The sequence below is a fragment of the Vibrio metoecus genome, assembly GCF_009665255.1.
In the GTDB taxonomy this organism is placed as follows: Bacteria; Pseudomonadota; Gammaproteobacteria; order Enterobacterales; family Vibrionaceae; genus Vibrio; species Vibrio metoecus_B.
In genome coordinates this window covers 2,128,486-2,146,761 of record NZ_CP035686.1, presented here as the reverse complement: position 1 = coordinate 2,146,761, position 18,276 = coordinate 2,128,486, and the positions used below count along the sequence as shown (strand labels likewise).

The 18,276-nt window shown below is 45.3% G+C and carries 14 protein-coding genes; 7 read left to right on the top strand and 7 right to left on the bottom strand.

Going from position 1 to position 18,276, the window contains the following annotated elements:
• Positions 1-51 precede the first annotated feature (51 nt).
• The 3 genes from rsmC to hemL all read right to left on the bottom strand — a co-directional run bounded on the left by rsmC (position 52) and on the right by hemL (position 3,784).
• Complete coding sequence (rsmC, locus tag EPB59_RS09695) at positions 52-1,074, bottom strand: 16S rRNA (guanine(1207)-N(2))-methyltransferase RsmC (protein ID WP_154172537.1); 1,023 nt, start codon at positions 1,072-1,074, stop codon at positions 52-54.
• Between the two features lie 72 nt (positions 1,075-1,146).
• A complete protein-coding gene (locus EPB59_RS09690) occupies positions 1,147-2,232 on the bottom strand; it encodes an AI-2E family transporter (RefSeq protein ID WP_154172535.1) in 1,086 nt (361 codons plus the stop codon).
• A gap of 253 nt (positions 2,233-2,485) precedes the next feature.
• Positions 2,486-3,784 (bottom strand): glutamate-1-semialdehyde 2,1-aminomutase, encoded by a 1,299-nt coding sequence (hemL, locus tag EPB59_RS09680; RefSeq protein WP_154172531.1) that lies wholly within the window; start codon positions 3,782-3,784, stop codon positions 2,486-2,488.
• Positions 3,785-4,067: 283 nt separating this feature from the next.
• Here hemL and erpA point away from each other — a divergent pair, with 283 nt between their 5' ends.
• The 3 genes from erpA (at position 4,068) to EPB59_RS09665 (ending at position 8,743) form a co-directional block, all read left to right on the top strand.
• Positions 4,068-4,409, top strand: a complete 342-nt coding sequence (gene erpA, locus EPB59_RS09675) for an iron-sulfur cluster insertion protein ErpA (RefSeq protein ID WP_000005744.1) — start codon at positions 4,068-4,070, stop codon at positions 4,407-4,409.
• A gap of 101 nt (positions 4,410-4,510) precedes the next feature.
• On the top strand, positions 4,511-5,611 hold the full coding sequence (locus EPB59_RS09670; RefSeq protein WP_154172529.1) for an efflux RND transporter periplasmic adaptor subunit: 1,101 nt from the start codon (positions 4,511-4,513) through the stop codon (positions 5,609-5,611).
• 9 nt (positions 5,612-5,620) lie between these two features.
• Positions 5,621-8,743, top strand: coding sequence for an efflux RND transporter permease subunit (locus EPB59_RS09665; protein ID WP_154172527.1), 3,123 nt, complete (start codon positions 5,621-5,623; stop codon positions 8,741-8,743).
• Positions 8,744-8,811: 68 nt separating this feature from the next.
• Here EPB59_RS09665 and EPB59_RS09660 read toward each other — a convergent pair whose 3' ends face one another.
• Complete coding sequence (locus EPB59_RS09660) at positions 8,812-10,110, bottom strand: peptidoglycan DD-metalloendopeptidase family protein (protein ID WP_055064066.1); 1,299 nt, start codon at positions 10,108-10,110, stop codon at positions 8,812-8,814.
• A gap of 130 nt (positions 10,111-10,240) precedes the next feature.
• Here EPB59_RS09660 and tyrS point away from each other — a divergent pair, with 130 nt between their 5' ends.
• Entirely contained in the window at positions 10,241-11,428 is a 1,188-nt protein-coding gene (tyrS, locus tag EPB59_RS09655; protein WP_154172525.1) for a tyrosine--tRNA ligase, read from the top strand.
• A gap of 98 nt (positions 11,429-11,526) precedes the next feature.
• Here the strand turns inward: tyrS and dacB are convergent, their stop codons facing one another.
• Together dacB and ompU are read right to left on the bottom strand one after the other, a co-directional pair.
• A complete protein-coding gene (gene dacB, locus EPB59_RS09650; protein WP_154172523.1) occupies positions 11,527-12,972 on the bottom strand; it encodes a serine-type D-Ala-D-Ala carboxypeptidase in 1,446 nt (481 codons plus the stop codon).
• Positions 12,973-13,070: 98 nt separating this feature from the next.
• Positions 13,071-14,054, bottom strand: coding sequence for a porin OmpU (gene ompU, locus EPB59_RS09645; RefSeq protein ID WP_195706977.1), 984 nt, complete (start codon positions 14,052-14,054; stop codon positions 13,071-13,073).
• Between the two features lie 555 nt (positions 14,055-14,609).
• Between ompU and greA the strand changes: the two genes are divergently transcribed.
• On the top strand, positions 14,610-15,083 hold the full coding sequence (gene greA, locus EPB59_RS09640) for a transcription elongation factor GreA (RefSeq protein WP_055051751.1): 474 nt from the start codon (positions 14,610-14,612) through the stop codon (positions 15,081-15,083).
• Between the two features lie 63 nt (positions 15,084-15,146).
• On the opposite strand, the gene yhbY is transcribed toward greA, so the two are convergent.
• Positions 15,147-15,443: a ribosome assembly RNA-binding protein YhbY gene (yhbY, locus tag EPB59_RS09635; protein ID WP_001054289.1), complete on the bottom strand. Its 297-nt coding sequence runs from the start codon at positions 15,441-15,443 to the stop codon at positions 15,147-15,149.
• 119 nt (positions 15,444-15,562) lie between these two features.
• Here yhbY and rlmE point away from each other — a divergent pair, with 119 nt between their 5' ends.
• Together rlmE and ftsH are read left to right on the top strand one after the other, a co-directional pair.
• Complete coding sequence (gene rlmE, locus EPB59_RS09630; RefSeq protein ID WP_000043217.1) at positions 15,563-16,192, top strand: 23S rRNA (uridine(2552)-2'-O)-methyltransferase RlmE; 630 nt, start codon at positions 15,563-15,565, stop codon at positions 16,190-16,192.
• A gap of 109 nt (positions 16,193-16,301) precedes the next feature.
• Entirely contained in the window at positions 16,302-18,242 is a 1,941-nt protein-coding gene (ftsH, locus tag EPB59_RS09625) for an ATP-dependent zinc metalloprotease FtsH (RefSeq protein ID WP_055051753.1), read from the top strand.
• Positions 18,243-18,276: the final 34 nt, after the last annotated feature.

Genomic DNA, 18,276 nt, shown 5'->3' with positions numbered 1-18,276 from the left:
AAGTGCCGCTTTTTGTGCATATTTACGTCAAAAGCGGCAAAATGTAAGAAGTTATTTTTTTGCGTGATAGATGGCAAACTTAGTCGTTTTCGCTGCAATCTCGCAGTGCCCAAACGCTTGCTCAATGATTGGTGGATATTTCAAAAAGCTGTTGGCCACAACCCAAAGTGAGCCTGCGGCGGCTAAATGGTTGATGGACTCAGCCAAGAGCTGTTCCGTTGGGCTATAGCGTGTGTCTAACCCTGAATGGAAAGGTGGATTTGTGACGATATAGTGGTATTGGCTTCCTACATTCGAGAGCATATCAGACGGATAGACTCGACCACTTAGTTGATTCGCGATAAGGGTTTCTTGACTAGAGCGAATCGCCAGAGCACTAATATCGGTCATCTCTAGCTCAATGTCAGGGTTGAGTTTTGCCATAACACAGCCCAACACCCCAGCGCCGCAGCCAATATCGATCACCTTGCCACTGAGAGCGGGTAACGTATCCAGTAGCAGTCGGCTACCCAGATCAAATTCGCCATGACTAAACACGCCTGGTAGGCTGCGAATCGTTAATTCATGGCCTTGATAGATTACGGAGTAAGATTTAAACCACTGAGTAATATCAAACTCATCAGGTTTATTTTCACATTGTCCCCAATAAAATGAGCAGCGACGAGCCGAATCGTATTTGTAAATCGAACCATAAGGTGTAAACATTTTCTCAATGCTTTTCACACCAGAACGATTTTCCCCGATCACTACAAGTTCAGTGCCTGTACCGAACTTGGAAAGCAACATTGCGAGTAAATATTCAGCTTCTTGTTTGGCTTTTGGCCAGTAGAGCAAAATCAAATCTGCGTTGATTTCGTCCGTGAGCTGTTCGCCAAAATAGCAGTTAATTTCAGCAAACGGTTTGAGTTGAGAATAGTAGCCGTAGTGAGTGGTAAATACAGATACAGAGGCGCAATGTTGACGAAGTTCGATTGGAAAGCGATCTTCTGCTTCACCCGCCACCAGAACATGTTTACCAGCAAAATAGTCGAGTTGGCGAAGGGCAATTTCAGTCGGGGCGGTATAGTGTTGCATGGCGCGTTCTACTCAAGAAAAGGGGGCAGATTTTCGCATAATCTGCCCTTTGAATGAAGCCTTTACTCTGGATTAGCTTTGATCTTGTTGATCTAAAAAGCTGCGAAATTCCTCTTCATAGATATTAAACAGCACCATGGTGATGGCAAAAATCAGTGGGCCATAAATTAAGCCGATCAAACCAAATAGCTGAATACCGCCGAGCAGCGAGAAAAAAATCATCAGCGTATTCATGCCAGCACTGCCTTGCATCAAGAATGGGCGTAGTAAGTTATCAATCGAGCCCACCACCGCAATACTCCATATTGTAAGGAAGAAAGCCCAAGTGGTTTCGCCAATTAAAAAGAGGTAGAGCGTCGCGGGGATCCAAATTAAAGCGGTGCCAATCACGGGTATAAATGAGGCAAACCCCATCATGGTTCCCCAAAACAACCCTGGGAATCCTGCTAACCACATACCAATTCCCCCCGCTAAACCTTGTGCGATCGCGGTTAAAAACGAGCCCATCACTGCCGACTTTGAGACGTTTTCAATTTCATTGAGCAAACGATCTTCTTGGCTACGTGATAGGGGAAGAATATGGCGGATTGCGCTGATGATTTTGTCGTGATCACGCAATAAAAAAAACAACACAAATAACATCAGGAAAAAATTCATCACGAAGCTGGTAGCATCTCCGAGAATTTTGGCGCTTATGCTGACTAAATTACTGCCAAAGGTTGTAGCAAATTGTGCAACACGCTGCGCGATTTGTTGTGGGCTAATTTCTTCAAAAGGAAGATATTGATTGGCGAGACCAAGTGCTTTTACTACCCAAGGATGACTCAATAATTCCTGAATGCCGCCATGGGTAACCCAAGAATAAAGGTTTTGAGAGAATTTAGATCCTTGTTGCACGATGGCGCCGAAGATAAACAACAGCGGAATGACCACGATGACGGTCAGCACCACGCAGGATAAAAAGGCAGAGATGTTATGGTGTGCAGGGAGCTTTTTATCAAGCCAATCATGGATAGGGAACATCAATAACGAGATGATGAACGCCATGACAATCGAGTTGATATAAGGCTCGACTAACCAGTAACAGGCGAGTGCAGAAGCCAGTAGAGCCACAACTAATACGCGATGGCTGGAGGCTAATTTGATTTTTTCTGACACGAGAGTTATCCACCTTAAGTACATTGAGGAGCTATAATGACGCCAATTCAGTTGCTTATCAATCTAGAGGTCAAGATGGGCTGTTGTGATAAAAACGAATGTTGTGACAAAAAAGCGAAACGTAGACCGATCCCGTGGTTTGGCGTAGTGATTTGCGCTCTCGTGCTGATGAGTATTTATTATTGGCAATAAATCGTCGTTGAATGAAAAAGGCAGCCGAGGCTGCCTTTGAAGAGTGGGATCACACGGTTTGTTAAGCTTTCGCTTCCGCTGCCAAAATGGCAAAGCTGCGATCGGCGGCTTCTAACGTGGCTTCAATCTCTTTTGAACCGTGAGCCAATGAGGTAAAGCTAGCTTCAAAGGCAGACGGTGCGAGATAAACGCCGTGTTGCAACATCAAATGGAAGAAACGTTTGAAACGCTCTACATCGCAACGCGCGACATCTTCATAGCAAGTGACTTTCTCTTGTTCGGTGAAGAAGAAGCCAAACATGCCGCCAACTTGGTGTACCAAAAGTGGAATACCATGTTGATCAGCCAGTGATTTAAAGCCGTCAGCCAGTTGTTTGGTTTTTGCGGCTAAGCGTTTTTCGTTGCCTTCTTCACGAAGTAGCCTCAGACAGGCATAGCCCGCAGCCATCGCGATTGGGTTGCCTGATAGTGTACCAGCTTGGTAAACCGGGCCTGTTGGAGCAATGTATTGCATCACTTCACGACGGCCACCAAAAGCACCGACGGGCATACCACCACCGATCACTTTACCGAGAGTGGTTAAGTCTGGTTTGATGTTGTAGTGGGCTTGAGCGCCACCTAGTGCAACGCGGAAACCAGTCATCACTTCATCAAAAATCAGCAGTGCGCCTTCTTGGTCACAGATTTCACGTAACCCTTCGTGGAAACCTTCTACAGGCGGGATACAGTTCATGTTGCCGGCAACGGGTTCAACAATAATACACGCGATTTCGCCTTTATTAGCGGCAAATAGTTCGTGAACGGAGTCTAAGTCGTTAAAACGAGCTGTTAAAGTATGTTTGGCGAAATCGGCAGGTACACCCGGAGAGCTTGGTTGGCCAAGAGTTAGCGCGCCAGATCCAGCTTTAACTAATAAGCTATCTGCGTGGCCGTGGTAACAGCCTTCAAACTTGACGATTTTATCGCGACCGGTGTAACCACGAGCAAGGCGGATGGCACTCATCGTGGCTTCCGTTCCCGAGTTCACCATACGCAGTTGCTCCATCGAAGGAACCAGCTCAGACACCAACTCTGCCATGGTGATTTCCATTTCGGTAGGTGCACCGAAACTTAAACCACGTTGTGCCGCTTGGATCACTGCTTCACGGATCACTGCATGGTTGTGGCCGAGAATCATTGGACCCCAAGATCCCACGTAGTCAATGTATGCTTTACCATCGGCATCAAAAATCAGCGCGCCATCGGCACGATCAATGAAAATCGGTGAACCACCTACTCCGTTAAAGGCACGAACTGGAGAATTCACTCCACCCGGAATAGTGGTTTGCGCCTTTTGATACAACTCGGCTGATTTGGTCATGCTAGTTTCCTCTTATGATGAATCGGACCAATTTTGGGGCGCATTGTACGCCGATGCTTTGGGGGGTGAAATGTTTTCGCTACATTTTGATCGATTTTCCCTGTCTGCAACCCAAAAACCACGAGGAGTGAAGTGAATTTATCGGTCAAAATCATTCGGATTAAGGCTAATACTTGAACGGCCAACTCAGGTATTAGATAATCGCTGCCATTATCACTATTAAATGTGCTGCGCATCGAATTTCAGAATGTTGTGGCACTTTCCACGAATGAGAGAGGTCATCGTGAGCGAAGTTAATGTACCATTATCCTTTTCTGATGCGGCGGCAACGCGTGTTAAAGCGTTGATCGCTGAAGAAGAAAATCCATCGTTGATGCTACGTGTTTATATTACCGGTGGTGGTTGTAGCGGTTTTCAATACGGTTTTACTTTTGATGAAACCGTAAATGAAGGTGATACCACGATTGAGAATAGTGGTGTTGTTTTGGTGGTTGACCCGATGAGTCTGCAGTATTTGATCGGTGGTGTGGTTGACTACACCGAAGGGCTTGAAGGTTCAAGATTCTTCGTGAATAACCCCAATGCAACAACAACTTGTGGTTGCGGCGCATCATTTAGCGTCTAATCCTGAGTCACAGAATCAGGAAAAATCTGGCCAGTCGAGCACTTCGATTGGCCCAAACTGCGTATCAGGATGTAACGTAGTCATTACTATAAGGAATAGTTATGTTTCCGGTGAAAACCTCCGTTCGTCAGGTTCGCGATTATTTTCTTCATCAACCTTGGTTGATTTCCCTCTTCTTCGTTGTGGTGTTGGTGGCATGGCTTGGTTTAGGGCGCCCCAATGCTCAAGAACCCCAAACCTCGACAGAAATTCAAGTACCTTTGGCCAAAGTTGGCTATCAAACCTTTACGGCTGAACAAACGGACAAAGTGATTGAGCTTTATGGCCGAACGGCTCCGGATCGACAAGCCAATATTGGTGCCGAGATCGCTGGGCGAATTATCGATATCAAAATCGTTAAAGGCCAAGCGGTAAACAAAGATCAAGTGATTGCTTTGATTGATCGAGGCGATCTGGATGCTCAGTTAGAGCGAGCCAAAGCACAGTTGAAAGTGCGGCAACAAGAATTTAATGCGGCGAGTGCTTTAAAAAATAAAGGTTTACAAGGAGAGGTTGCTTTTACTAATGCCGCTGCCGCATTGACGGATGCTCAATCCTCGTTAAGTACAGTGCAGCGTCTATTGGAGAATACTCAAGTACGAGCCCCCTTTGAGGGCGTTGTCGAAACTTTGCCGATTGAAAAAGGCGATTTTGTGTCGATTGGTGATCCCGTCGCATCGATTATTGATCTGCATCGATTGGTGATCGAGGCCGATGTGAGTGAGCGACACATACAGCATGTTCAGCTTGGACAGCCAGCAGTAATTCGCTTTATGGATGGAAGTCAGGCTGAAGGTAAAGTCCGTTATATTTCAAGACTTTCATCTCCGGCTACCAATACATTTACCATTGAAGTTGCAATGGATAACCCACAACAAACGATCCCTGCTGGGGTGAGTGCCGAAGTTTCATTGAGTTTAATGACACAGTCAGCAATTAAGATTACGCCGGCAATGCTTGCTCTGGACGATGTTGGGAATCTTGGCGTAAAAACGCTGCGGGGAGATGTTGTTCACTTTGTGCCTATTCAATTAGTGAAAGCAGAGCAAGATGGCGTTTGGCTGACCGGATTGGGTGAAAAAGTGGAAATCATCACTCGTGGGCAAGGCTTTGTGCGTGATGGGGATAAGGTTATCGCCACTCCGCTAGTGACGACTAACTAGGAGCCACCCATGTTTACTCTGATTGATGCGGCGTTGTCTCGTACACGAACCATGTTAACGTTGTTGGTGTTTATTCTGGTTGCAGGTATTGCAACGTATGTGACCATTCCGAAAGAATCCAGCCCTGATGTCACTATCCCGATTATTTACGTTTCCGTTAGTCACCAAGGCATCTCTCCCAGTGATGCGGAGCGTTTGATTGTTCGACCTTTAGAGCAAGAACTGCGTTCTATCGAAGGTGTGAAAGAGATGACCGCAACCGCTTCAGAAGGGCATGCTTCTGTTGTACTGGAGTTTAATGTTGGCGTTGATCTAGCGAAAGCGATGGCGGATGTGCGTGATGCGGTAGATTTGGCAAAACCGAAACTGCCTGCGGATACCGATGAGCCAATCGTGAATGAAGTCACTCTTGCTGCTGAACAACCGATTCTCTCTGTGGTGCTTTATGGCACGGTTCCGGAACGCACAGCCGTGCAAATTGCACGTCAACTGCGCGATAAACTCGAAAGTTATCGGCAAATACTCTCCGTAGATATAGCCGGTGATCGGGAGGAGATTGTTGAAATCGTTGTGGACCCTCTACTCATGGAGAGTTATGGGCTAGATCAAGGCGATATTTATAACCTGATTGCGCTCAATAACCGCGTGGTTGCAGCAGGATTTGTCGATACTGGATACGGACGTTTTTCGGTCAAAGTGCCTTCAGTTTTTGAATCGTTAAAAGATATGCTTGAACTCCCGATTAAAGTTGATGGCAAACAAGTCATTACCTTTGGTGATGTGGCGACGGTACGACAATCTTTCCGAGACCCAGAAAGCTATGCCAGATTGGATGGTAAACCTGCGATTGTTTTGGATATAAAAAAACGCTCGGGTGAAAACATTATTGAAACGGTTGAGTTGGTGAAAGCCGTATTAACCGAGGCACAAGCTCGTGAAGAATGGCCAAGTAACCTACTGGTTAAAACCATTTGGGATGAGTCGAAAGATGTCAAACTCATGCTCAACGATCTGCAAAACAATATCCTGTCAGCAATCATTCTCGTCGTGATTGTCATTATTGCGATCTTAGGGATGCGTACCTCTTTGTTGGTTGGTGTCTCAATTCCGGGTTCATTTCTCACTGGCTTATTAGTGTTGGCAGTATTTGGTTTAACGGTGAATATCGTTGTGCTGTTTGCCTTAATTATGGCCGTAGGAATGTTGGTGGATGGTGCCATAGTAGTTACCGAGTTTGCCGATCGGCGTATGCAAGAGGGAATGCATCGTAGTGAAGCTTACCGAGATGCAGCCAAGCGCATGGCGTGGCCGATCACTGCATCAACGGCGACGACATTAGCCGCGTTTGCTCCTTTACTTTTTTGGCCGGATGTCACGGGCGAATTTATGAAATATCTCCCGCTCACATTAATGGCAACCTTAGCGGCTTCCTTGGTGATGGCACTACTGTTCGTGCCGGTTCTCGGTGGGTTATTTGGTCGACCACAACAAGTCTCCCAAGCTAATCAGGTACGTATGGTTGCGCTGCATAATGGCGATTTTTCACAAGCGACTGGGATTACCAAAGCGTACTACCTGACTCTAGCGATCGCTATCCGTCATCCGATCAAAATATTATGTGCAGCCTTATTGATGTCGGCGGCGATTGCTTTTGCTTACGCTAAAGCCGGTTTAGGCGCGGAGTTTTTCCCTGAGGTAGATCCCCCGTTCTTCTCTGTCAAAGTGCGTTCTTATGGCGATCTCTCATTAGATGAAAAAGATCAGATAATGAGCGATGTAGAACAGGTGATGCTCGGCCACAAAGAGTTTGAAAGTGTTTATACACGTACTGGTGGTGATGATGAAATTGGTGTGGTGCAGATAACACCGGTCGATTGGCAGTATCGGCGCAGTGTAAAAACCATTATTGATGAGTTGAAGCAAGTGACGGATGCTTTTCCGGGCGTGGAAATTGAGTACAAATTTCCGGATGCTGGGCCTCCCGTTGAGCATGATTTGGATATTGAGCTTTCATCTCGCGTTCCTGCCGAACTTGAAAAGGCCACTCAACAAGTCCGCTTGTGGGCTGAAGCGAATGCCGCATTAACAAACTTGAGTGATAACGGTAGTAAGCCGGGGATTGATTGGAAAATTGATATTCGGCGTGATGACGCTTCACGTTTTGCTGCGGATGCCACATTAGTTGGCAATACCGTGCAGTTTGTGACAAACGGCCTCAAGATTGGCGATTATCTTCCAGATGATAGTGATGAGGAAGTCGATATTTTAGTGCGTTATCCAAGTGAATATCGCGACATCGGGCGTTTTGACCAGCTACGAGTGAAAACGCCACAAGGTTTGGTGCCGCTGACCAATTTTGCGCAAATAACGCCAGAGCCTAAGCAAGATACGATTCACCGTATCGATGGGCGAAGAGTGATCAACGTCATGGCGGATCTTAAGGAAGGCTACAATTTGGCCTTAGAGTTACCCGCCATTGAGCAAGCCCTCAAAGGGCTCAATTTACCAAGTAGTGTTGAATTTCGCATTCGCGGCCAAAATGAAGAGCAGGAGCACTCTGCAGCCTTTTTAGAAAAAGCCTTTTTGGTGGCATTAGCGGCCATGGCGATCATCTTGATTACCCAGTTTAATAGCTTCTATCAAGCATTCTTGATTTTGACCGCAGTGATATTTTCTACTGTTGGGGTCTTTGCTGGTTTGCTTATTTTTCAAAAGCCGTTTGGGATTATTATGTCCGGGATTGGGGTGATTGCATTGGCAGGTATTGTCGTTAATAACAATATTGTGTTGATCGATACATACAACCAGTTACTCAAACGCGGATTGAGCCGTGAGGAGGCCATTTTACGTACCGGAGTGCAGCGCTTGCGGCCAGTATTACTGACGACAATTACCACTATTCTTGGTTTGATGCCGATGGTGCTTGAGATGAATATTGACATCATCAATCAGAAAATTGAGTTTGGTGCACCAAGTACCCAGTGGTGGTCTCAGCTTGCGACCGCCGTTGCAGGTGGATTAGCCTTTGCGACAGTACTAACCTTAGTGCTCACGCCTTGCTTACTGATGTTGGGGCGACGAAAAAGCACGGAGAGTGAAGAGCTTGAAGTCACAGATGAAGTTAGCAGTTAATCTTCATCTTTCCCAAATCATTAAGGCCAGCGAAATGCTGGCCTTATTTTTAGGGGAATAGGAAGCCGTTATTTTTGGTTGGCATACAGCAGTTGGCTATAACGTTCCAGTTTGGCCATGCGCTGTTTGGCGTTAGCAATAAAGGTTTCTTTGGCTTTACCACTCAGTGATTGCGCTTGTGGCAATTCAACCGTACGAGGGTTTTTATGCACGCCGTTCACTAAGAATTCGTAGTGTAAATGTGGTCCGGTAACACGCCCAGTGCCTCCTAGTGTACCAATACTTTGTCCTTGTTTTACACGTTGCCCTGTTTTGACCAGTCGGCGTTGCAAGTGCAAGTATTTCGTTATGTAAGTATTACTGTGGCGGATATAGACATAGTTACCGTTAAATTGGTTGTAGCTTGATTTTTCAACCACGCCATCGCCTGCCGCCCAGATTGGGGTGCCTACAGGCGCTGCGTAATCAGTACCTCGGTGCGCTTTAACTTGCCCCGTGACGGGATGGAGGCGACGAGGGTTAAAGTTAGAAGATACACGGCGAAAATCGAGAGGAGAGCGCAAAAAGGCTTTTTTCATCGCGCGACCATTCTCATCGTAATAGTTACCTGTGTTGTCATCTAGAATGGCCGTAAAAGTAGACCCTTGGTTGGTAAATGTTGCGGCAATAATATTACCGCGACCGATAACGGCACCTTCTACTATGTTTTCTTGGTACAGCAATTTGAACTGATCTCCCTCACGGATATCGAGGGCAAAATCGATATCCCAACCGAACAATCCTGCGAGTTCCATAATTTGATTGGCGCTTAAACCCGCTGACATACCTGCATTCCAGAAGCTAGAGGTGATTTTTGCTTCTGCATAGTTGTATTGGTAGAAGATCTCTTTCTTATCAAACTCTGACGTAAAGCCTGATTCAGAACGAGTGATGACAAAGGTTTCGTAAGGACTGATTGTGCGTTTGAGTTTTACTAATTGGTTATTTTCATCAAATCCGAATTTCAATTCATCTTTGGGCATTAACTTGGAGAGTTGGCTGTTGATGTCACTATTACTGGACGTTAATTCATACAGTACGCGAGAAGATAGCCCGGCACGCTGGAACAAGACGGCAGCACTTTCACCATTGCGTACTTGATAAACCTCCCAACGCAGTAGAGCACTAGGAGCTTCTGTCTCATTAGTGGTTGAAAGTAGCTGGTTATCAAGAGAAAGTGGATAATGACGTCCGACTTCTAATTGAGATTCCGGTTTATGTAAACGTTCAGCATTAGGAAGAAAAAAAACGGCGAAGGCAATGACGGCACTAAAAACGGTGATTAACACACGGTGCAGCCACGGAAGACGAGTGAAAAGTGAAAGCATATTCAGTTCAAATTCATTTAATTATTAACAAAATCGCTGTCGGGTAGTCTAACTGGTTTCAAAATGCATCGCTATTCAAGTAATATGTTCCACTATCAAATTTTTGCCAAATCTGTGGGAGTGAACAAGAATGGCGAGTATTGAAGCCGCTTTAGCTGAGATTAAACGTGGTGTTGAAGAGCTGATCCCTGAAGAAGAGTTGATCGCGAAGCTCAAAGAAAACCGTCCGCTGCGAATTAAACTGGGTGCAGACCCAACGGCTCCGGATATCCATCTAGGCCACACGGTAATCCTCAATAAGCTTCGTACTTTCCAGGATTTGGGTCATGACGTAACATTTTTGATTGGTGACTTTACCGGTATGGTGGGCGATCCAACAGGAAAAAATACCACACGCCCACCGTTGACTCGTGAAGACGTTCTGCGTAATGCGGAAACCTATAAACAGCAAGTATTTAAGATTCTTGATCCGGCGAAAACCAAGATCCAATTTAACTCAGAATGGTTATCACAACTGGGTGCAGAAGGTATGATCCGCCTCGCTTCAAACCAGACTGTTGCTCGTATGTTAGAACGTGATGACTTTAAAAAGCGTTACAACAATGGTCAGCCGATTGCGATCCATGAGTTTATGTACCCATTACTGCAAGGTTATGACTCAGTGGCTATGGAGACGGACGTTGAGCTAGGCGGTACCGACCAGAAGTTCAACTTGCTGATGGGGCGTGAACTACAAAAATCCAATGGTCAAAAACCACAAGTCGTATTGATGATGCCGCTGCTGGTAGGATTGGATGGCGAAAAGAAAATGTCCAAATCAGCGCACAACTACATTGGTGTGAGTGAAGCACCGAGCGAAATGTTTGGCAAGATCATGTCGATCTCTGATGATTTGATGTGGAGCTACTACGAGCTGCTCTCTTTCCGCCCATTAGAACAAATTGCTCAGTTCAAAGCTGATGTGAAAAATGGCACAAATCCTCGAGACATCAAAATCTTGTTAGCAAAAGAGATTATTGCTCGTTTCCATAGTGAAGCAGATGCGGATGCCGCAGAACAAGAGTTCATCAACCGCTTCCAAAAAGGCGCAATGCCAGAGGAAATGCCGGAGTTTGAATTTGCTGCCGGTATTGCGATTTCAAATCTGTTGAAAGAGGCAGGATTAGTGGGATCGACATCGGATGCTCTGCGCATGATTAAGCAAGGTGCCGTGAAGCTTGATGGCGAGAAGTTAGAGGATGCGAAACTCGTACCTGCTTGTGGCACATCGGTTTATCAAGTGGGTAAGCGTAAGTTTGCTCGCGTTACCATTAAGTAAGCTAGCACAAGACAATAAAAAAGCGCCTAAGGCGCTTTTTTATTGTCTTGTGAACCGTATTTGAATCCTTGTAGTTGGCGCTGAAAAGGGGAATCGGCTCAATGGGGTTTAGACGCTAAACGATTGAGCTGGATAAGCTCCTGATAAAGCTGTGTTTCAAATTGAACGATTGGTGGCTCAACCGCAGCTTGGGCGCCATTTTTGGGCGGGAAATAGTCAGTCACAAATTGTACGAAAAGTGTGGTTGGGCGATGGTTTTCATCGACAACGAATCCCACCATATTATACGTGCCATACAACGAACCACTCTTGGCTTTCATTTGTCCACTCATTTGAGGCGCACGCATGCTACGGCGATATTGCAGTGTGCCAGATTCCCCTGCCGAAGGTAGCAGAGCAATCAAGCCTAGTTGCTCATCATGTTGGTAAAGGTAGCGCAATGTCTCGATCATGACCTGTGGGCGCATTCGATTATTCCGAGAGAGGCCAGAGCCATCGGCTAATTGGGTGTCTTCTAATGAGATGCCTGTTCTCGAATAAAAAACCTGTTTGATGGCTTGAGTGCCATTCGAGAAGCTGCCGGGTTGTAGATAAAAACGGTGACCTAAAGTTTTTGTTAATGTGTCTGCAATCAGGTTGTCCGATTCTTGCAGCATCGTTTTTAGCAGCACTGGTAAGGGTTCAGATTGATGATAAGCGACTTTCTGAGGTTGGTTAAATGCAGAATTGCCCACCTTTACTTCGCCTTTGAGTTCGATATTGAGCTGTGCCAGTAAGCGATAGACGATGCGCTGGGCATACAACCCAGTATCTTGCACGGCAAATTTTAGTGGTAATGGTTTATCTCTTTGAGTTAGGCATCCTGCTAGTTGGTAGTGGTTTTCTGAGGTTGCAGTGAGTTCTAAATCACACAGTAGGCTTTCTTGCTCATTTTTACTGACGCTGATGGCCCGTGTTTGAACATGTACCGGATACTGCTCCGGTACGTACACGCGAGTTCGTCCTTGTGGCTCAGTATAAATAGACGCTTGGATACAATTGCCATCTAAATTGATGGCACTGGCAGGAGCGCTATAGCAAACACCCAGAATATCCCAAGGCCAACCAACCGCACGTTCGTAACCGCTAAAAATGCTGTTATCTAACCATAAGTCACCTTCAATTTTCCCACCTGTTTGTGACTTAAGCTGCTTAAGTAACGCGGTGAGATCTGCCGTGGTGAAAGTGGGATCTCCTGAAAAACGAATAGCCCAATCGTCACCAGAGCGAATTAATTCTGTGCGAAAGCGAAACTCATCGCCCAATTCGAGTTTGGCAGCGAGGGCGGTTAGAATTTTTTGTGTGCTCGCAGGGGGATAATAAAGATGCGTATTCAGATCGAGAATGGTTTGTTTTGAGCTGATATCCTCAATCAGTAATGCATAACGAGCTCCAGCGGGAAGTTGATCCGTAGCCGAACTGAATTGAGTTTCCGCATGGGTGCTTGGCAAAAAGAGAGCAAAACAAAAAACAAGTCGCCAAATTGGCGAGGATGAAAACGGCATAACCAAAAACTTCCAGAAAGGGCAGTTGCGAAAGTATAGCCAGATAGAAAAACGCCTGCTAGTGAGCAGGCGTTTGGCGTGTGACTTTAAGTCAACAATTAGAAGTCGTAACGTAGACCGATAGCCAGTTCGTCTTCTGCTTTAGTCTTACCAACTTTATCTGCATCTAGCAGGTTAAAGTTATAAGAGACATAAGAGCGGAAGTTTGGCTTAAAGTAGTAAGTTGCATCAATTGCGATGAAGTCAGCATTGTCGCTCTTCACACCAGAAGTTTTTTCTTCTTGGTAGTTATAAGTTGTTGTAAATACGGTTTGATCCATTGTGTATTTAGCTGCTAACTCATAACCAGTTTTGTCTGTTTTTGCTGCATTTGCTGGCTTATCTTGACCATCAACGAAAGCACCAGCGAAGTAGAAATCAGAGAAAGCGTAAGATGCAGCAAGAATGTATTGATCTGCTGTATCTTGATCTGCGTAACCCGCACCTACATTGAAACCAGTATCACCAAAGGCGTAGATAGCAGATAGAGAGTAGCCATCTTGTTCATTTTTAGTGATTGAATTTGCTGACTCTTGACGATCAGCAAAACGGTAGCTTGCTTTAACACCTAGGTCACCAAATTGACCCTTGTAAGCCAGCATGTTGTCGACACGATCTGCCACTGCCAGTTTGTAAGTACCATTCGCACCGTGGTAAGCCATGATATCGGTAAAGTCAGTGATTACGCCTAATGCACCATCGTTTTTACCGTAAGTTACTTCACCGTAAGTACCGCCCATACCTGCATAAGTGTAACGGTTGTCTAGGTTGTTGTTAGACGCGTTTGTACCTTGGTCGTCAGTAGTAAACTCACCTTCATAGAAGCCAACGCCGTACAGGCTGTCATTGATAGCCACTTTACCTAGGAAGTTTAGACGTACACGAGATTTATCATCTGCTTTACCGTCTTTTAAAGATAGGCGTGCTTCAGCACGGCCACCCATAGTCAGAGAAGCGCCATCTTTATTGTAGATTTCGCCAGCATTTACACCAGTAGCCACTGCAGCAGCTGAAACAGCAAGAGCAATTAGAGTCTTGTTCATCTTATTAAGTCCTAATTTATTGTCCATAAATTTGATTTTTGTACGACGTAAGCCACGTCAATCGAAATAGGTGATGCATCAAGCTTCATTGGTCACTGTTGTGTTGAAACCATAAAGCATAAGAAATTTGATGGTTCAGCCATTTTCGTGGCTATTTTTTTACTCCCAAAGTTCCGCTATCAGTTAGTAAAATGATATAAATCAGACTTATGAACAGTGTTTTATTGTTGGTAAAAAATTGTCAAAGTATTGTTTTATATGGATTTGTTTTCGTTTTATTAGTTTTTCTTTTTTATTCAATAAGTTGTATTTTTTATTTTTTTTTACCGATATTGAGCAAAATACACACGATCTAATTGTGCTAAAGATCACATATAAAATGTGAAAATTGGATTTTGAGTAAATTCGCCTCGCAAATCTTGAATTTGGATGATTTAGCTCTTAACTTTGTTTACACTTTCGATTAATCAAAATGGTTCAACACTGACCCGACCCGATTTAGGATGTTGGGAATCTTTTTATTGTCCAAAGAAAACTTTGGCGCAGAGGTAGACGATGGAAAAAGTTCCAATGACATTACGTGGTGAGAAACTCCTACGTGAAGAACTCGATAGACTGTTAAAGCTCAGACCAAAAATTACAGAAGCGATTGCGGAAGCTCGCGAATTGGGTGATCTCAAAGAGAATGCGGAATACCATGCGGCACGTGAAGAGCAAGGGATCTGTGAAGCGCAAATTCGTGATATTGAATACAAGCTGTCTGTCGCCCAAGTGATTGATGTCACTACAATGGAAAACAACGGTAAAGTCATTTTTGGTGCGACCGTGACAGTGATCGATGTCAATACAGATGAAGAGAAAACGTATCAAATCGTTGGAGATGATGAAGCGGATATTAAATCTGGCCGTATTTCGGTTAACTCACCGATTGCTCGTGGCTTGATTGGTAAGATGGAAGGTGACGAGGTTGCGATTGTTACCCCAGGTGGCAATAAAGATTTCGAAATCGATCGCGTTGAATACCTATAAGCTCGATCATTCAAAAAGTAAAAAGGTCGCTAATGCGACCTTTTTTGTTCATCCAATGGCTGATTATTTGCGCGGCAATTCGATCTTGCGTTGCTGAGACTGGCGATAAAGTACCAGAACTTTACCAATTACCTGTACTTTTTCGGCACCAGTTTCACGAACAATTGCGTCAACGATCAATTGCTTAGTCTCACGATCTTCCGAAACGACTTTCACTTTAATCAGTTCGTGGTGATCGAGCGCAATTTCGATTTCCGCTAGCACAGCTTCTGTTAATCCGTTTGCGCCCATTAACACAACAGGTTTTAAGTTGTGTGCCAAGGCTTTCAGATGCTGCTTTTGTTTGTTGCTTAGGTTCATTACGCGGCCAAATTTATTTAATATTAGGGTTGAAAACCGTCATTTTAACGCCATCTATTCTAGAAGACTATATTTTCTACCAGACTTTCTTGGATAGCGGTGACTGAGTTAGGAACAAAATGAGTAAACAGAAACACTCGGCGAGCTCAACTCGCTGGTTAAAAGAGCATTTTGACGACAAATATGCTAACGAAGCGAGGAAGAAAGGCTTTCGTTCTCGTGCTATCTTCAAAATAGAAGAGATCCAAAATAAAGACAAACTACTAAAAGCTGGTATGACTGTCGTCGATCTTGGTGCTGCACCAGGTGGATGGTCACAGTTTGCTGCGAAAGTCGTGGGTGATAGTGGTCGAGTGATTGCTTGCGACCTTTTACCGATGGAATCCATTGCCGGTGTTTCTTTCTTGCAAGGAGATTTCCGTGAAGAAGCCGTATTGAATGCATTACTGGAGCGTATTCAACCAGAGATGGTTGATGTGGTGATGTCTGATATGGCACCGAATATGGCGGGGAACCTATCGGTTGACCAACCGCGGGCTATGTACCTTGTCGAATTGGCACTGGATATGTGTCGACAAGTTCTGGCTCAGAATGGTAGTTTTGTGGTGAAAGTGTTTCAAGGAGAGGGCTTTGATGATTATGTCAAAGCAGTCAGAGACCTGTTTAAAGTGGTTAAAATTCGTAAACCGGACTCATCTCGATCACGTTCACGCGAAGTTTTTATCGTAGCGACTGGTTACAAAGGTTAACTATTTCACCATTTGGTGCCCAAGTTGAACCTATAGCCGCTAGCTATAAACTGTAGTACCCTACCTTTTAATTACAATTAGTTATCGAGAGGCTTACACCTTGAGTGACATGGCAAAAAATTTAATTCTGTGGCTTGTGATTGCTGTCGTTTTAATGTCTGTATTCCAGAGTTTCGGCCCTGGCGAGAACAACGGTAAAGCAGTCGACTACACCACATTCGTAAAGGAAGTTGGTCAAGGCCAGATTCAGGAAGCCCAATTCAACAACGGTGAAATTACTTTCATGCGTCGTGGCGGGGGCAGCCGTTATGTAACTTACATGCCGGTTTATGATCAAAAGCTCCTCGATGACTTGATTAATCAAGATGTCAAAGTGCAAGGCACGCCTCCTGAAGAGCAAAGCTTGCTTGGTACTATTTTCATTTCTTGGTTCCCAATGATTCTGCTGATTGGGGTTTGGATCTTCTTCATGCGTCAGATGCAAGGTGGCGGTGGCAAAGGTGCCATGTCATTTGGTAAGAGCAAAGCGCGTATGATGAGTGAAGACCAGATAAAAACCACTTTCAGTGATGTCGCGGGTTGTGACGAAGCCAAAGAAGATGTGAAAGAACTGGTGGACTACCTGCGCGATCCTAGCCGTTTCCAAAAATTGGGCGGTAAGATCCCAACAGGTGTCTTAATGGTGGGGCCTCCTGGTACGGGTAAAACACTGCTAGCAAAAGCCATTGCAGGTGAGGCGAAAGTACCTTTCTTTACTATTTCGGGTTCTGATTTCGTAGAGATGTTCGTTGGTGTCGGTGCATCTCGCGTGCGTGACATGTTTGAACAAGCGAAGAAAGCCTCTCCATGCATCATTTTTATTGATGAAATTGATGCTGTGGGTCGCCAACGTGGCGCAGGTGTTGGTGGTGGTCACGATGAACGTGAGCAAACCCTCAACCAAATGCTGGTTGAGATGGATGGTTTTGAAGGCAATGAAGGCATTATTGTCATCGCGGCAACCAACCGTCCTGACGTGTTGGACCCAGCATTGCTGCGTCCGGGACGTTTTGACCGTCAAGTGGTAGTGGGCCTGCCAGATGTGCGTGGTCGTGAGCAAATTCTTAAAGTGCATATGCGCAAAGTGCCTTTGGCGAATGATGTTGAGCCATCACTGATAGCGCGTGGTACTCCGGGGTTCTCGGGGGCGGATTTGGCGAACTTAGTCAACGAAGCGGCACTGTTTGCAGCCCGTGGTAACAAGCGCAACGTCTCTATGGTTGAGTTTGAACTGGCAAAAGACAAGATCATGATGGGTGCAGAGCGCCGTTCAATGGTGATGTCGGAAGAGATCAAAGAATCCACCGCTTACCATGAAGCGGGCCATGCGGTAGTGGGTCGCTTAGTGCCAGAGCATGATCCTGTGTATAAGGTTTCAATCATCCCTCGTGGACGTGCTTTGGGTGTCACCATGTATCTGCCTGAGCAAGATCGCGTGAGTATGTCTAAGCAGCATCTGGAATCGATGATCTCTAGCTTGTACGGTGGCCGTCTGGCTGAAGAGTTGATTTACGGCAAAGACAAAGTATCAACAGGTGCTTCAAACGATATCGAACGTGCCACTGAAATTGCCCGTAAGATGGTGACCCAATGGGGCTTCTCTGAAAAATTGGGTCCTATGCTATATGCAGAAGATGAAGGCGAAGTTTTCCTTGGACGCAGTGTGACACAGACAAAACACATGTCTGATGACACTGCAAAGTTGATTGACGACGAAGTCCGACAACTTATTGATCGCAACTACGAACGAGCTCGCCAAATCATCATCGATAATATGGATATCATGCATGCAATGAAAGATGCCTTGATGAAGTATGAAACGATCGATGCAGGTCAAATTGATGACTTAATGGCGCGTAAGCCCGTGATTCGTGAGCCGGCTGGTTGGGCGGATCAAACCAAAGAACAACCAGAAGTGAAAGCGGTGGAACCTGAAGTGAAAGCCGAACCCGCCTCTGATGTCATCGCGGATGATGTGGCGACATCAAGCGAGAAAAAAGACGCAGAATAACGTTACTTTTAACTCTAAACCCCGACTTGTTCGG

Excerpts from the sequence above, each read along its gene's own strand:
- EPB59_RS09660 (WP_055064066.1), bottom strand. The coding sequence starts at position 10,110 with ATGCTTTCACTTTTCACTCGTCTTCCGTGGCTGCACCGTGTGTTAATC.
- EPB59_RS09670 (WP_154172529.1), top strand. The coding sequence starts at position 4,511 with ATGTTTCCGGTGAAAACCTCCGTTCGTCAGGTTCGCGATTATTTTCTT.
- ompU (WP_195706977.1), bottom strand. The coding sequence starts at position 14,054 with ATGAACAAGACTCTAATTGCTCTTGCTGTTTCAGCTGCTGCAGTGGCT.
- greA (WP_055051751.1), top strand. The coding sequence starts at position 14,610 with ATGGAAAAAGTTCCAATGACATTACGTGGTGAGAAACTCCTACGTGAA.
- ftsH (WP_055051753.1), top strand. The coding sequence starts at position 16,302 with ATGGCAAAAAATTTAATTCTGTGGCTTGTGATTGCTGTCGTTTTAATG.
- tyrS (WP_154172525.1), top strand. The coding sequence starts at position 10,241 with ATGGCGAGTATTGAAGCCGCTTTAGCTGAGATTAAACGTGGTGTTGAA.
- EPB59_RS09665 (WP_154172527.1), top strand. The coding sequence starts at position 5,621 with ATGTTTACTCTGATTGATGCGGCGTTGTCTCGTACACGAACCATGTTA.
- rlmE (WP_000043217.1), top strand. The coding sequence starts at position 15,563 with ATGAGTAAACAGAAACACTCGGCGAGCTCAACTCGCTGGTTAAAAGAG.
- hemL (WP_154172531.1), bottom strand. The coding sequence starts at position 3,784 with ATGACCAAATCAGCCGAGTTGTATCAAAAGGCGCAAACCACTATTCCG.
- dacB (WP_154172523.1), bottom strand. The coding sequence starts at position 12,972 with ATGCCGTTTTCATCCTCGCCAATTTGGCGACTTGTTTTTTGTTTTGCT.
- rsmC (WP_154172537.1), bottom strand. The coding sequence starts at position 1,074 with ATGCAACACTATACCGCCCCGACTGAAATTGCCCTTCGCCAACTCGAC.
- yhbY (WP_001054289.1), bottom strand. The coding sequence starts at position 15,443 with ATGAACCTAAGCAACAAACAAAAGCAGCATCTGAAAGCCTTGGCACAC.